Source organism: Nostoc sp. UIC 10890 (genome assembly GCF_054786515.1).
Genome location: NZ_JBSGKF010000001.1, coordinates 796973 through 814110, shown reverse-complemented (window position 1 = coordinate 814110; position 17138 = coordinate 796973). Strand labels below are relative to the sequence as shown.

Annotated in this window: 2 protein-coding genes; both read right to left on the bottom strand. The window is 42.1% G+C overall.

Features of this window, described 5'->3' with window-relative positions; translation table 11 throughout:
• Positions 1-45: 45 nt before the first annotated feature.
• Positions 46-3795, bottom strand: a complete 3750-nt coding sequence (locus tag ACWATR_RS03235) for a type I polyketide synthase (RefSeq protein ID WP_460329475.1) — start codon at positions 3793-3795, stop codon at positions 46-48.
• Positions 3792-16871 (bottom strand): amino acid adenylation domain-containing protein, encoded by a 13080-nt coding sequence (locus tag ACWATR_RS03230; protein ID WP_460329473.1) that lies wholly within the window; start codon positions 16869-16871, stop codon positions 3792-3794. Before ACWATR_RS03230 ends, ACWATR_RS03235 begins: the two co-directional genes overlap by 4 nt.
• Positions 16872-17138: the final 267 nt, after the last annotated feature.

The following is a 17138-nucleotide window of genomic DNA, read 5'->3' as shown; positions in this document are numbered from 1 at the left end:
TCGTAATTCGTAATTCGTAATTCGTAATTTAAAATTATTTGTTACTCAGATTGTTATTTCTTCTCTCTCACCTGCGCCAAAGCTTGTATCTGGATCTATTTGTTTTTCTAGCTTTGGTGCTATTTCAGCTATTGTGGGTGACTCAAATAAGTTTGCTACAGATAATCGAATATAAAAAATATTTCGTATTCGGGATAAAACTTGAACAGCTATTAAAGAATCTCCTCCTAATTTAAAAAAATTGTCATTGATTCCCACCTGTTTAATTCCCAATAATTCTTCCCATATATCGGCAATTTTTTGCTCAATCTCATTGCGGGGAGCTAGATAAGAATTAGGTAAATCAGGTCTTGAGTGGAGTGCAGATAATTTTTCTGGCTGAAAAATATCCGACTTTCTTTGTAATGAAATCTCTGATTTCTGGTTATTCTGTTCTAGCCTAGATTTTATGATAAAAGCGGCTGATGCAGAAGCTTGAGCCAATGGCAATAATTTGACCACCTGTTCCAAACTTGAGTGCAAAATAGAGTTGTAGTAAGTATTTAAGGGAGATTCTGAATATGAACCGTTGTTTCCTTTTTGGTAAACCAGTTCATTGAAAATCTCTGAGGGTTCTTGTTCAACAACAATAGCAGCTAAATTTTCACCACAGCGTTGCACTAAATCTAAATCTACTAAAGATGAAGTAGCAAACCTCGCTTTAACTTCTTCTAAATGTTCATTAATATAATCTTGTGAACATGGTAGTAGCTCAGTAAATAACCCCTCCTGTTCCTGTAGCTGTCCTTGCTTAACTAATATTTGCAACCATCTAGAAAACAATTGTTGATAGCGAGGAGAAATATGGCATTGCGTCAACAAATTCTCCAAAGAATACTTTTCTTCGGCATTGCTAAAAGCCCCTAATTGTCTAAATGCAGAGTTGATGTAGGCTGTACATAAACGATTCAACCACTGTATGTTTTCCTGATGTGTTAACTCGTTGAGTTCTACATTTTTAGTATTTGCTTGATTTTGACCTTCTTGTACAAGCGATGTCCATAATTGTGATGGTGTGGGTAATGCTTGCAACTGTCCCCAAGCTGTTTTTTGTGGGGGGTCAATCCAATAACGTTGGCGCTCAAAGGGATAAGTCGGTAAAGGAAGGCGGTAATGCTCTTGGTGACTATAGAATCCAAACCAATCTATATTGACTCCAGCCAGCCAGAGTTGACCTAATGTAGTGAATAAAACATGATTATCAGATTGTTTTTCTTGAGGATGACGTACCGAAGTCAAGACAGTTTGTGCGGCTGCTTTATCTGGATGTCTTTTGACTAATGTAGTTAGTGTGTGTCCTGGGCCTACCTCTAGCAAGACTTGCTCAGGTGTTGCCAAGAATTTCTCGACACCTTGGGCAAACAGCACAGTGGAACGCAGATGTTGAGCGTAGTAGTCGGGATTTGTGGCTTGTGCAACTGTAATCCAAGTACCAGTCAAGTTGGAGATATAAGGAAGTTTTGGCGGATTTAAAGTAACTTTTTTGACTCGTTCTGCAAATGCCTTTAAGATTGGTTCCATCATTTGCGAATGGAAGGCATGGGAAGTATGCAGTTGGCGACATTCAATCCCTTGAGCAGCAAGCTGATTTTGTAGTGTATCTACTGCTGCTGTGGAACCGGAAACTACACACTGGGAGGGTTGATTAATCGCTGCAACAGAAAGTTCTTGCCCTAGTAGGGATTTTATCTTGTCTGCGGGTAGTGGAATTGAAAGCATTGCTCCAGTAGGCAGTTGCTGCATCATCTGTCCGCGTGCTGCTACTAGAGATAAGGCATCTTCTAGGGAAAAAACTTCTGCAAGAGTTGCTGCTACATACTCGCCAATACTGTGACCGATCGCAGCTTGTGGCTCCACTCCATAAGACTGCCATAATTTAGCTAGGGCGTATTCAATTACAAAAATAGCAGGTTGAGCAACGGCTGTTTGTTGAAGTTGCTTTGATGCTTCATCAATCTTTTCTTCACTGGGATAAAGTATGTGACGTAAATCTAGCCCTAGTAATGGTTTAAGAACTTCTGAGCAATAATCAACTTGTTCTTTAAATACTGTCTCAGTTTCATAAATTTCCCGCGCCATGTTGACATACTGAGAACCTTGACCAGGAAACATAAAGACAACAGACCGTTCTGTAATCTCTGTATAGTTGGTAAAAACTTGTTGGGCTGCTAAATTACTGAGAGTTTTGACAGCATCTTCTAAGTCTTGACAAATCAACATCCGTCGGTAATTAAAACCCCGCCGACCACTATTGAGGGTATAAGCTACATCGCCTAAGTCCAGTTCTGGATGCTGTTTTAAATGCGTGATTAAATTAGCTGTTGCTTGCTCAAGCGCACTCGCAGTTTTAGCTGAAAGTACCAACAAGTGTAAAGGACGTTCAATAGCATCTTTAGAATTTTTAATTTTTAATTTTAAATTTTTAATTTCTAAAGGGGCTTCTTCTAAAATTACATGAGCATTAGTACCCCCGATACCAAAAGAACTAACTCCAGCACGGCGAGGAGTGTTATTTGTTTTCCATTCAGTCAGGGTTGTATTGACGTAAAAAGGACTGTTGGCAAAATCAATTTTGGGATTAGGTGTCTCAAAGTGCAAACTAGGAGGCAGCATTTTATTTTGCAGTGCTAATACAGTTTTAATCAAACCTGCCACACCTGCTGCTGTATCTAAATGTCCTAAGTTGGTTTTTAACGAACCAATAGCGCAAAAACCTTTTTTATCAGTACTTTGATTAAAAGCTTGAGTTAAAGCGGCAATTTCAATGGGATCTCCTAAAGGTGTAGCAGTACCATGAGCTTCGATGTAGGAAATTGTTTCGGCATCTACACCAGCTATAACTTGAGCCTCGCCAATGACTGCTGCTTGACCACTAATACTAGGAGCAGTGAAGCCCACTTTCATTGCACCATCATTATTAATCGCCGAACCTTTAATGATTGCATGGATGTGGTCGCGGTCTGCGATCGCATCCTTTAATCTTTTCAATACCACAATCCCAGCACCGCTACTGGCAATTGTTCCTTGTGCCTTAGCATCAAAAGCACGGCAGTGTCCATCAGGAGAAAGAATCATGCCCTCTTGATGCAAATAACCTATTTTTTGAGGAATGCTGAGAGTAACTCCCCCAGCTAAAGCCATGTCACATTCATAATTTAATAGGCTTTGGCAAGCTAAGTGAACAGCAACCAAAGAAGTAGAACAGGCTGTTTGTACATTCACTGCTGTCCCAGTCAAGTTAAGTTTATATGCAACTCGTGTTGGCAAGAAATCTTTATCGTTGGAAATTATTAATTGCAGTGGGTCAACTGTCTCTAATAATTGATGATGAGGGTAGAGATTGTTGACAAGATACCTGTTCATTCCCACACCAGCATAAACCCCGATTAACCCATTATAGGTATGCGGATCATAACCAGCCTTTTCTATTGCCTCCCACGCCAATTCTAAAAATAAGCGTTGTTGGGGATCTATTAATTCAGCTTCTTTCGCACTATAAGCGAAAAAGTTTGCATCAAACAATTCAATGTCTGATAAAACAGCACTAGCTTTTACATAATTAGGATTGTTCAGTAAATCTATAGAAACGCCAGAAGTTATCAATTCTTCATCCGTCAACCTGGAGATAGATTCTATGCCATCACGCAAATTTTGCCAAAAAGAGTCAATATCTTTGGCTTTTGGGAATCTACCAGCAAGAGAAATTATTGCTATTTCAGAATTATTGAAATCATTTATATTAATGGAATCTATCATAATTTTTTACCCTTCCTTTGAGAAAGATACTGTTGCCTAAGCTGTAATTGTTGATTTCTGAAAGCTTTACTTTCAGTTGGAGATTGAGGGCGAGAATTATTTTGTTTTATTAATGTATCTTCTTTATTAAGTTTAGTGCTTAAGTATTGGCTTAATCTATGGATAGTTGGGTAATTAAACATATCAACTATTGACACTTCTAACCCAAATTTCTCTTGCAATTGCTGATTAATTCGTATCAGTAGTAATGAATGACCTCCTAGTTCAAAGAAATTATTGTAAATTCCCACTTTTTCTACTTCCAGTGTTTTTTGCCAAATGCCAGCAATGATTCTTTCTACTTCAGTATTTGGCATTACATAATTTGATAGTTCCTGTTGTAAATCTGGAGCAGGTAAGGCGCGACGGTCTACTTTACCGTTGGGTGTCAGGGGTAAGGACTCCAGCATCACAAAAACACTTGGCACCATATACCCAGGCAGTTTATCGTCAAGAAACTGACGCAGTTCGTCCGTTGTGGGTGTCATCTGTAAATGCGGCACTACGTAGGCGACTAAGCGCTTATTACCTGAAGTTTCTTCACGAGCAATGACACAACATATCTGCACATCATCATGTTGTCCTAGTAATGCTTCAATTTCTGCCAACTCGATGCGGAAGCCCCGAATTTTTACTTGATTGTCTATGCGTCCCAGGTATTCAATGTTGCCATCGGGTAAATAGCGTGCCAAATCCCCAGTTTTATAAAGCCGAGGACTGGGGACTAGGGACTGGGAATTAGGAAGAATTTTTGCTCCTCTGCTCCCCTGCTCCCCTGCTCCCCTGCTTCTTTTAAACGGATTGGGGATGAATTTTTTAGTTGTCAGTTCGGGACGGTTAAGATAGCCTTTTGCTAACCCGACACCAGCAATATGTAACTCTCCTGGGATACCAATGGGAACTGGTTGCAGGTTGCTATCTAGAATATAGATTTGAGTGTTAGCGATCGCTCGACCAATACTCGGTGATATCTGATCTTGCTCCTTGGCAACTACCAGCCCAGAAGTTGTAACAACAGTATTCTCAGTTGGGCCATAATTATTCACTAGTTGGAAGGGGATTAAATCTGATGGATACTGATGAAGCTTATCTCCTCCAGTCAGTATGGAACGCAAAGCCAAATTTTCAGTTGGCCATTCCAAAGACAATAATTCCTGTGCTAGTGGTGTTGGCAGAAAACTGATAGTAATCTGCTTGGAAATCAACCAGTCTCGTAGCTTCACTAACGAGCTAAGGAACTCAGATTTGACTAAGTAGATACTTGCTCCTGCTGTCAGGTAAGGCCACAACTCCCATACAGCAGCATCAAATGCTGTTCCTGCTAGCTGAGTGGCTGTGTCTAAGGTCGTGATGTTAAAAGTGTTTTGATGCCAGAACACCAAATTTAATAATCCTTGATGAGCAATCAGCACTCCCTTGGGTTGACCCGTAGAACCGGAGGTATATATCACATAAGCCAAATTAGTTGCTTGTGTCTCAGTGATGAGATTATCCTGACTTGACTGAGAAATAAGCTGCCAGTCAGTATCCAAACAAACCAGTTTGGCTTGATGTTGGGCCAATCTATCAAGGAGTTTCTGCTGAGTCAGCAACACCGAAACTTGAGCATCTTCTAGCATAAAGTGCAAACGCTCAGTCGGATACTCAGGGTCAAGCGGCAAGTATGCCCCACCCGCCTTAAGAATACCTAGTAGTCCCACCACCATTTCTATTGAGCGTTCCACACAAATGCCCACCAGCATATCTGTGGACACTCCCAAAGACTTGAGATAGTGCGCCAACTGGTTAGCACGACTATTCAACTCGTGGTAAGTGAGTTGTTGATCTTCAAACACAACTGCCACAGCATTAGGTGTACGCCCAACCTGCTCCTCAAACAACTGATGGATACATTTATCTAGTGGATAATCTACCTGAGTATCAGTCCACTCTACTAATAGTTGATGTTGCTCAACTTCTGTTAACAGTGGCAGTTGAGAAATTCGTTCCTCTGGGTTAGCAATAATACCTTCAAGTAATGTCACAAAATGACCCGTCATTCGCTCAATGGTGGATGCATCAAACAAATCAGTGTTGTATTCCCACATCCCAACCAGTCCGGTGGCAGTGTTTTCCATTCCTAAAGTCAGATCAAACTTGGTAGTTGTACTTTTTACCACCAGTGGACTGACAGTTAACCCAGTCAACTCCAATTGTTGAGATATAGGAGCATTTTGGAGGACAAACATCACTTGGAACAGCGGTGTGTGACTGAGATCCCGTTCTGGCTGCAATGCTTCTACTAGCATTTCAAAAGGCAAATTCTGATGAGAGTATGCATCCATCGCCATTTCACGAACACGACCTAGTAATTCGCTAAAGCTAGGATTGCCAGCCAAATTGGTACGCATGACTAAAGTGTTGAGAAAAAAGCCAATTAACCCTTCTATCTCACTGCGATCGCGGTTAGCAATTGGCGAACCCACCAAAATGTCTTCTGTACCTGTGTAGCGGTAAAGTAAGGTGTCAAACGCTGCCAACAGCGTCATGAACAAAGTAACTCCTTGTTGCTGGCTTAGTTGCGTGAGTTTATCAGTTAGTTCCTTGGAGAGGGCAAACTGTTGATATGCTCCCGCGAAAGTCTGCATAGATGGTCTAGGTCGGTCAGTAGGTAGTGACAACAAAGCTGGTGCGTTTGCCAGTTGTTGTTGCCAGTAACTCAATTGGCTTTGTAAGACATCTCCTTGCAACCAATTTCGCTGCCAAATTGCGAAATCTGCGTACTGTATCGGCAGTGGTGTTAAAGGTGACAGATCACCTTGAGAATAAGCATCGTACAAGGCTGCTAGCTCTTGAACAAACACACCCATTGACCAGCCATCGCTAACTATGTGATGCATACACACTAATAAGGTGTGTTCTGTCTCGGACAGCACTACTAATGTTGCCCTAACTAATGCTTCATTTGCTAAGTCAAAGGGCTGTTGTGCTAATTGCTGTAAAGCTGTTTCTTGCTCGATTGTAGATAAATGCTTGAAGTCAACAACTGAGAGTGGGCAATTTTTTTGTGTTTGAATAATTTGAGAAGGTTTTCCATCAACGATGACAAAGTTGGTGCGTAACGCTTCGTGGCGATGAACAATTTCTTGTAAGCTTTGTTCTAAGGCAGTTCGATTAAGAGTTCCGACTAAACGCAAAGCTATGGGGAAGTTGTAGAAGGCGCTGTTTGGGTTTAACTTGTCTAAAAACCATAGCCGTGTTTGGGCATAAGACAGTGGTAATTCTGCATCCTCCGACCTTGGTAAGATGGGTGATGCTGTTAATTCTAAATCCTGTTGCTGCGATCGCTGAATGTTTTGGGATAATTCAGCAACGGTTGGTGCAGCAAATAAGCTACGCAATGGTAGTTCTACTTTCAAGCTGGTACGCACGCGGGAGATGAGTTGCGTTGCTAGTAGGGAATGTCCTCCAAGTTCAAAGAAGTTATCATGTATACCCACTTGCTCTACTTTTAGAACTTGCGCCCAAATTAGTGACAGGATTTCTTCAATTGGGTTACGTGGGGCAATATATTTGTCCAATAATTGGCTATGTAAATCAGGTGCGGGTAATGCGCGACGGTCTAGTTTACCGTTGGGGGTAAGCGGTAAAGCTTCTAAGATAACGATCGCACTTGGCACCATATATTCTGGTAACTTTGACTTCAGGAAGCTACGCACAAAGCTTACTGTGAGCGTCTGCTCTTTTTGAGGCACAATGTAAGCGACTAAGCGTTTGTTCCCAGGAATGTCTTCACGGGCGATGCCTGCGGCGGGCGTAGCCATCGCACAAGATGCTTGCACATCAAGTTGGCTCAGTACTGCTTCAATTTCTCCCAACTCGATGCGGAAACCCCGAATTTTCACCTGATTGTCAATACGCCCCAAGTATTCAATATTGCCATCACTTAAATAGCGTGCTAAGTCCCCTGTTTTGTAAAGGCGATCGGAATTAAAGGTTTCCCCTCTGCTCCCCTGCTCCCCTGCTCCTCTGCTTCTTTTAAAGGGGTTAGGGATGAATTTCTCTTGTGTTAACTCTGGTCGGTTGAAGTAACCTTGCGATAAAAGGACACCAGCAATGTACAATTCTCCTGGTATACCAACGGGTACAGGCTGTAAATACTTATCCAGAATGTAAATTTGCGTGTTGGCAATGGGACGACCAACGGGAGGAAGTAGCGGCCAAGCCTCCACTGAATTAGTCAGAGTAAAACTGGTGGCTAAATGGCTCTCTGATGGCCCATAGTGATTGTGCAAAGTACAATCAGTTAGTTTGCTTAACCATTGAGAAATAGCGGGAGTAATTTGCAACTGTTCTCCAGCAGTAATGATTTCCCGCAAATGACTATTAACTAATTCATCGCCAATAGCAACTTCAGCTAGTTGCTGTAAGGCAACAAAGGGGAGAAACATTCTCTCAATTGCTTTTTGTTGAAGAAAACCTAATAAAGCTGAGGTATCGCGGCGTAATTCCTCCCCAATTAAGAACAATGTGCCTCCAGAACACCAGGTAGTGAATATTTCTTGGAAGGAGACATCAAAGCTAATCGAAGCAAATTGTAGGGTTTTTGCTCCACGAGAAATTTTCAGATTTTCCCGATGCCACAAGATCAGATTGCTAAGGGCAAGCTGATTCATGGCTATACCTTTAGGTTGACCTGTAGAACCAGAAGTATAAATTATATAAGCTAAGTTAGTTGCTTGTACGTCAGAGATGAGATTGTCCTGACCCGATTGGGAAATCAGTTGAGCGTCAGTATCTAAACAAACAAGCTGTGCTTGATGCTGGGGCAATCTATCAACGAGTGACTGCTGGGTTAGCAACACCCTAACTTGAGCATCTTCTAAAATAAAGCTCAAACGCTCAGACGGATATTCCGGGTCAAGTGGCACATAAGCAGCACCCGCTTTGAGAATCCCTAGCAGTCCTATGACCATCTCTAAAGAACGCTCTACACACAGACCAACTAGGGCATCAGATCCTACACCCAAAGACTGCAAGTAGTGTGCCAACTGGTTAGCGCGGTAGTTTAATTCATAGTAAGTCAGTTGTTGATCTTCATATACAACTGCGATCGCATCGGGTGTACTATCCACCTGTTTCTCAAACAACTGATGAATGCACAAATCTTCTGGATAATCTACCTGAGTATCGTTCCACTCGACAAGTAACTTTTGTTGTTCCGGTTGTGTCAGCAGTGGTAATTGAGAAATTCGCTCCTCTGGGTTAGCAATAATACCTTCAAGTAATGTCACAAAATGACCAGTCATTCGCTCAATAGTACTAGCATCAAACAAGTCAGTGTTGTACTCCCACACCCCTACCAAACCGGTAGGAGTGTTCTGCATGATTAAGGTTAAATCAAACCTTGAAGTTGTACCTTTTATTGGCAATGAATTGATAGTTAACCCAGTTAGTTCTAATCCAGATGTCGGCGCATTCTGGAGGACAAACATTACTTGAAACAGTGGTGTATGGCTAAGATCCCGTTCTGGCTGCAATGCTTCTACCAGCATTTCAAAAGGCAAATGCTGATGAGAGTACGCCTCCATTGCCATTTCTCGAACACGAGTCAGTAATTCGCTAAAACTGGGGTTGCCTGATAAGTCAGTACGCATGACTAGAGTATTGACAAAAAAGCCAATTAACCCTTCTATCTCACTGCGATCGCGGTTAGCAATTGGTGAACCCACCAAAATGTCTTCTGTACCTGTGTAGCGGTAAAGCAGCGTATCAAACGCTGCTAACAGCGTCATGAACAGAGTCACCCCTTGCTCTTGGCTGAGTTTTGCCAGCTTATCAGTTAGTTCTTCAGAAAGTGCAAACTCTTGATGTGTCCCTTGGTAAGTTTGCAGAGCCGGTCTGGGTCGGTCTGTGGGTAGCGATAATAAGGTTGGAGCCGAAGCCAATTTTTGTTGCCAATAACTCAATTGGCTTTGTAGTACTTCTCCTTGCAACCACTGTCTTTGCCACAGTGCAAAATCTGCATATTGAATCGGCAGTGGCGCTAAGGTCGAGCTTTTACCTTGAGAATAAGCATTGTAAAGTGCTGCTAGTTCTTGGAGAAACAAACCGATTGACCAGCCATCTGAGACTATGTGGTGTATACACATTAACAGTATGTGTTCTGTCTCGGATAGCACTACTAATGTTGCTCTTACCAATGCTTGTGTAGCCAACTCAAAGGGTTGAATAGCTTGTTGTTGCACTAATTGCTGTGAAGCTATTTCTTGTTCGGTTGTAGATAAATGCTTCAAATCAACAACTGATACTGTCCAATTCGTTTCTGCTTGAATGATTTGTGTTGCCTGTCCATCAACCGTAATGAAATTAGTACGTAACGCTTCGTGGCGATGAATAATTTCTTGGAAGCTTTGTTCTAATGCGGCAACTTCCACAGTTCCTGCTAAACGCAAGGCTATAGACATATTGTAGAAGGGACTGTTTGGCTCGAATTGGTCTAAAAACCACAGACGCTGTTGAGCATAAGACAGTGCTAATTGTGCATTCTCCGCCCTTGGTAAGATAGGTGGTGCAGACAGTTCTAAGTCTTGTTGCTGTAATTGTTCAATTTCTCGTGCTAATTCGGCTAGTGTGGCGGCGGCAAACAACTCTCGCAATGGTAGTTCCACTTTAAAAATGTTGCGGATGCGTGAAACCAATTGTGTTGCTAATAGTGAGTGTCCCCCAAGTTCAAAGAAGTTATCATGTATGCCTACCTGTGGCAGTTGCAGTACTTGTGACCAAGTTTGCGCCAGTATTTCTTCAATTGGAGTACGTGGGGCTACATATTTATCTTTGATTTCGCTGGATAAATCCGGTGCGGGTAAAGCGCGACGGTCTACTTTGCCGTTAGAAGTGAGTGGCATTGACTCCAATATTACAAAAGCACTTGGCACCATGTAGTCTGGTAGCTTTGCTTTCAGGAATTGCCGCAGTTCATTGGTTGTGGGTGTATGCTGATGCGGCACGACGTAGGCAACTAAGCGTTTATCCCCCGTCGTACCTTCGCAGGCAATAACACAAGATGCCTGCACCTCCTCATATTGGTTCAGTAATACCTCAATTTCTCCCAATTCAATGCGGAAACCACGTATTTTTACTTGGTTATCAATTCGTCCGATGTATTCAATTGTGCCATCTGGTAAATAACGCGCTAAATCTCCAGTTTTATAAAGCTGGGGACTGGGGACTAGGGACTGGGAATTAGGAAGAATTTTGGCTCCTTTGCTCCCCTGCTCCCCTACTTCCCTGCTTCTTTTAAACGGATTGGGGATAAATTTCTCGGTTGTCAGATCAAGACGGTTGAGATAGCCTTTTGCTAACCCAACACCAGCAATATGTAACTCTCCTGGGATACCAATGGGAACTGGTTGCAGATGCTCGTCTAAAATGTAAATTTGTGTGTTGGCTATAGGCTGCCCAATCGGTACTGTCCTAAGATTCCCATCTGGAAAGCATTGCCAGTAGGTGACATCAATTGCCGCTTCTGTTGGGCCATACAGATTGTGCAATTCACACTCTAACCGAGCAAAAAAGCGTTCCTGAAGTTCTACAGGCAAAGCTTCACCACTACATATAACTCGTTTCAAGCTACGGCAATTTTTGAGACTTGGTTCTTCTAAGAAAACCTGGAGCATAGAAGGAACAAAATGCAATATTGTAACCTGCTGCTCTAAAATTAGGTTGACCAGGTAAGCACTATCTTTATGTCCACCTGGTTTAGCCACAACTAAACGCGCTCCTGTGATTAATGGCCAGAAGAATTCCCAAACTGAAACGTCGAAGCTAAAAGGAGTTTTCTGTAAAATGCAATCTACTGCTGTTAATTGATAAGCTTGTTGCATCCACAGCAGGCGATTGCAAATTCCCAAGTGGGTGTTCATTGCTCCTTTGGGCTTGCCAGTGGAACCGGATGTGTAAATTACATAAGCCAAGTTACTAGCTTGTACTGTAGTAATTGGATTTTCCTGACTTGACTGAGAAATAAATTGCCAGTCAGTATCTAAATATACAACCTGCCCTTGATGCTGAGGTAATTTTTCAAAAAGTTGCTGTTGTGTCAGCAACACTCTCACTTGAGCATCTTCTAGCATGAAGCTCAAGCGTTCTTGTGGATAATCTGGGTCAAGTGGTACATAAGCTCCACCTGCCTTGAGAATCCCTAACAGTCCTACTACCATTAAGAGCGATCGCTCTACACAAATACCCACCAGCACATCTGCTCCCACTCCCAAAGACTGCAAGTAATGTGCTAACTCATTTACGCGACTATTCAACTGCTGATAAGTCAGTTGTTCGTTTTCAAACACCACCGCTACAGCATCGGGTGTACGCGCTACTTGCTCCTCAAACAACTGATGGAGACATTTATCAAGGGGATAATCCGCTTGAGTATTGTTCCACTCAACCAATAACTGCTGTTGCTCAACTTCCGTCAACAGGGGCAATTGAGAAATGCACTGTTGTGGGTTAGCAATAATACCTTCAAGCAATGTCACAAAATGACCCGTCATTCGCTCAATAGTGCTGGCATCAAACAAGTCAGTGCTATATTCCCAAACACCCACCAGTCCATCAGCAGTATTTTCCATTGACAAGGTAAGATCAAACTTGGCAGTTGTACCTTCTATCAACGTTGAACTGACACTTAACTGATTTAACTCAAAAGTCGATATGGGCGCATTCTGAAGTGTAAACATCACTTGGAATAGCGGTGTATGGCTAAGATCCCGTTCTGGCTGCAATGCTTCCACTAGCATTTCAAATGGTAAATGCTGATGCGAGTATGCCTCCATTGCTATTTCGCGGACACGAGTCAATAATTCGCTAAAACTGGGGTTGCCTGCTAAGTCAGTACGCATCACTAAAGTATTGACAAAAAAGCCAATTAACCCTTCGATCTCACTGCGATCGCGGTTAGCAATGGGAGATCCCACCAAAATGTCTTCTGCACCTGTGTAGCGGTAAAGCAGGGTATCAAACGCTGCCAAAAGTGTCATGAACAAGGTAACTCCTTGTTGTTGACTCAGTTGTGTCAATCTACCAGTGAGTTCAGCAGAAAGCGCAAACTTTTGATATGCACCAGCAAAAGTCTGCACAGCAGGTCTGGGTCGGTCTGTGGGTAGGGACAATAGAGATGGTGCGTTTGCCAGTTGTTGTTGCCAGTAAGTTAGTTGGTTTTGCAGTACATTTCCTTGCAACCACTCTCTTTGCCAGATAGCAAAATCTGCATACTGAATTGGTAGCGGTGCTAAAGGTGACGGCTGACCTTGAGCATAGGCATCATACAGCGCTGCTAGTTCTTGGACAAACACAGCCATTGACCAGCCATCGCTGACAACATGATGCATACAAACTAACAATATGTGTTCTGTCTCCGACAGCACTAGTAATGTTGTCCTGATTAATGCTCCATTTGTCAGGTCAAAAGGCTCAATAGCTTGTTGTCGCGCTAATTCTTGGCTAGTAATTTCTTGATCGGTTGTAGATTTTAAATCAATAACTGAAACTGTCCAATTCGTTTGTGTTTGAATAATTTGAGAAGGTTTTCCATCAACTGTAATAAAGTTGGTGCGTAAGGCTTCGTGGCGATGAATAATCTCTAGTAAGCTTTGTTCTAGGGCTGGTTGATTCAAATTTCCCACTAGACGCAAAGCCATAGGAATATTATAAAAGGCGCTATTCGGCTCGAACTGGTCTAAAAACCATAGACGCTGTTGAGCATAAGACAGTGGTAATTCTGCATCCCTCACCTTTGGTAAGATAGGTCGTTCAGAGAGTTCTAAGTCTTGTTGCTGTAACTGCCTAATTGATTGTGCTAATTCGGCTACTGTCGCTCTTGCAAACAACTCACGTAATCCTAGTTCCACTTTAAAAATGTTGCGGATGCGTGAAACTAATTGTGTTGCTAGTAGCGAGTGTCCGCCAAGTTCAAAGAAGTTGTCATGAATGCCTACTTGCTCTACTTTCAGCACTTGTGTCCAAAGGAGTGCCAGCATTTCTTCCATTGGATTACGAGGTGCAACAAAATTATCTTGTTGTTCGCTATGTAAATCCGGTGTGGGTAATGCACGGCGGTCTACTTTGCCGTTGGGAGTAAGCGGCAGTGACTCCAAGATAACTATTGCATTTGGCACCATGTAATCTGGGAGTTTTGCTTTAAGGAATTGCCGCAGTTCGCTGATTGTGGGTTTACAATCCTGATGTGCTACCACGTAGGCGACTAAGCGTTTATCACCAGGGGTATCTTCCCGGACAATGACACAAGATACTTGCACATCACCATGTTGGCTCAGGACTGCTTCGATTTCGCTCAACTCGATGCGGAAACCACGTATTTTTACTTGATTGTCAATGCGTCCTAAGTATTCTATGTTGCCATCTGCTAAATAGCGTGCCAAATCCCCCGTTTTATAAAGGCGATCGGAATTAAAGGTTTCCCCTCTGCTCCCCTGCTCCCCTGCTCCTCTGCTTCTTTTAAAGGGGTTGGGGATGAATTTCTCTTTTGTCAATTCAGGGCGGTTGAAGTAGCCCTGTGCTAATCCTGCTCCACCAAGATATATTTCTCCTGGCACACCTACTGGTACAGGCTGTAAGTTTTGGTCAAGGATGTAGATTTGCGTATTAGCGATCGCCCGACCAATAGGAATAGTTGTGGCTGTCGTTGCTAAGTCCTCTACCAAATACCAAGAAGAAAACGTAGTGTTCTCTGTTGGCCCATACACATGGAGCAAATGCTGGGGAGCGCCTTTATCTAGTACTTCAAGCACCCATTTGGGATCAACCGCTTCACCACCAAATAATAGATATCGTAGAGAACTAAATGCTTGCGGGACAACGCTGGCTAACTGATTAAATAAAGCTGTGGTTAAAAATAAGACACTGATTTGATGCTCGCGGATATTGACAGCAAATTCTTCTGGGATCAGCAATACGGATTTAGCGATAATGACTAGCTTGGCTCCGGAAAGCAATGCTCCCCAAATCTCAAAGGTGGCTGCATCAAAAGCAATATTTGCCGCTTGAGCAACGCATTCATCAGCTGTTAACTGTATATAGTTGGTATTTAACACCAGTCGATTGACGGCCTGATGAGTGACGGCGACTCCCTTGGGTGTGCCTGTAGAACCAGAGGTGTAAATCACATAAGAGAGGTTTTCTGCACTGACTGTGATATTGAGATTACCCTGATTTGCTTGGCTAATGCTGCGCCAGTCTGTGTCTAAGCAAACGACACAGGCTTGATGTTGAGGAAGAGATTCTACTAATTTCTCTTGAGTCAACAGCACTTTTACTTGAGTGTCTTTGAGCATGAAGCTTAAGCGTTCAGCAGGATACTCAGGGTCAAGTGGTAGGTATGCCCCACCCGCCTTGAGAATCCCCAATAGTCCCACCACCATTTCTAAGGAACGTTCTACACACAAACCCACCAACACATTTTCACCCACACCCAAAGATTGCAAGTAATGGGCTAATTGGTTAGCGCGACAATTCAGCTGTTGGTAAGTCAGTTGTTGATTTTCAAACACAACTGCTACAGCATCGGGAGTACGTTCAACCTGCTCCTCAAATAACTGATGGATACATTTATCTTGGAGATAATCTACACCTCTATCATTCCACTCAACTAATAACTGCTGTTGTTCAATTTCTGTCAGCAGAGGTAATTGCCAAATCTGCTCTTGAGGATTAGCTACAATGCCTTCAAGCAAGGTAACAAAATGCCCTGCCATACGCGTGATTGTACTAGCCTCAAACAAGTCAGTATTGTATTGCCAGCAGAGTTGCAATACTCCCTGAGCTTCCATCACCATTAAATTCAGATCAAAGTCTGCACCCCTTTGATGTCCCAGCAAGTATGGTTTTATCTCAAGCAGTTGTTCTCCACTGTGCAAAAAATTTTCTGTTGGTTCACACCAACGGTGTGCTTGCCAAGTAAAACTAACTTGACATAAAGGAGAACGACTGGGATCTCGTTGTGGCTGGAGTTGTTCTGCTAACAAAGAAAAAGGGTAATCTTGATGCTTTTGGGCTTCTCTAACTGTCTTGCTGACTTGAGCGAGAAATTCTTTGAACGTGGCGTTTTCCTGGACAGAAACTCGTAAAACGTTCAGGTTAACGAAGTAGCCAACAATCTCTTTAAACTCTCTACCCCATCTACCTCTCATCGGGCTTCCTATGAGGATGTCTGTTTGATTGGTGTAGCGGTAAAGTTGCACGTAAAATGCTGCTAGCAGAATCTGATAAAAGCTTGTTCTAGAGACTAGAGCTAGATGATTGAGTTTTTGAATTAACTGTTCATCTAGCTTTGAAATATGTGTTGCTCCTTGAGAAGTCTTTACCGGGGGGCGGGGTTTATCTACAAGCAAATTCAAAATTGGCAATTCGCCAGCTAATTGTTGTTGCCAGTATTGCCAAAGTTTCTCTCCCCTGGAACCTGATAGCATTTCTGACTGCCAGTGGACAAATTCTAGATAAGATTTATTCTTGGTAAAAGAATCTGCTGCCTCTGTCTGCTCTTGACTAACTTGCTCAATTTCACTAACATACAAACTTTGAAATTCACTCAGCAGTAAATCAAAAGACCACATATCACCTGCAATGTGATGCATTGTTAGCAAGAGAATGTGTTCTTCTGCTGAAAGAGTAAATAAATTAACTCTCAAAACTGAATCTTTTTCTAAGTTAAAAGGGCGGTCAGTTATAGCAAATACTTTCTCTTTTAATTGGTTTTCACTCCAATTACTGGCATCTATTACCTCAACATTAAATTTCTGTTGTTGATTAACTTGCTGAACGGGTTTGCCTTCAAAACTGGTATATGTAGTTCTGAGAATAGGATGGTATTCAATAATTTTTTCCCATACACGATTGACAGTAGCAATATTTAAATATGAATTAATTTTTACGGTAATAAATATATTATAAGCAACACTCTCTGGAGCAATTTGGTAGATAAACCACATTGCTTCTTGACCAGAAGACAGTGGGAAAGTTGTTTTTATAATTCTATCCATTAAAACTCCTTAAAACCCTGACAATCTTGGTTATAAAAATACAAATAATGCACAAATAGAGTCTTTGCTACTAAAAAATCTCTTTATTTAGATGAACTTACTCTTTTTATCACTGTTACATTTGCAGTCTTAGAATTGTTTTTCTTGGCTAATATCTAGCTTTTATAGCAAGATATATTTCGCTCTTGTGAGAGTGAAATTAGCTAAATATAATTATGCTCAGACTGAGTTGAGATTAACTAAAAAATAACTATCAAAATTATTTAT

What these genes read in the sequence shown, in the direction of transcription:
- ACWATR_RS03235 (WP_460329475.1), bottom strand. Translation starts at nt 3,795, where the DNA reads ATGATAGATTCCATTAATATAAATGATTTCAATAATTCTGAAATAGCA.
- ACWATR_RS03230 (WP_460329473.1), bottom strand. Translation starts at nt 16,871, where the DNA reads ATGGATAGAATTATAAAAACAACTTTCCCACTGTCTTCTGGTCAAGAA.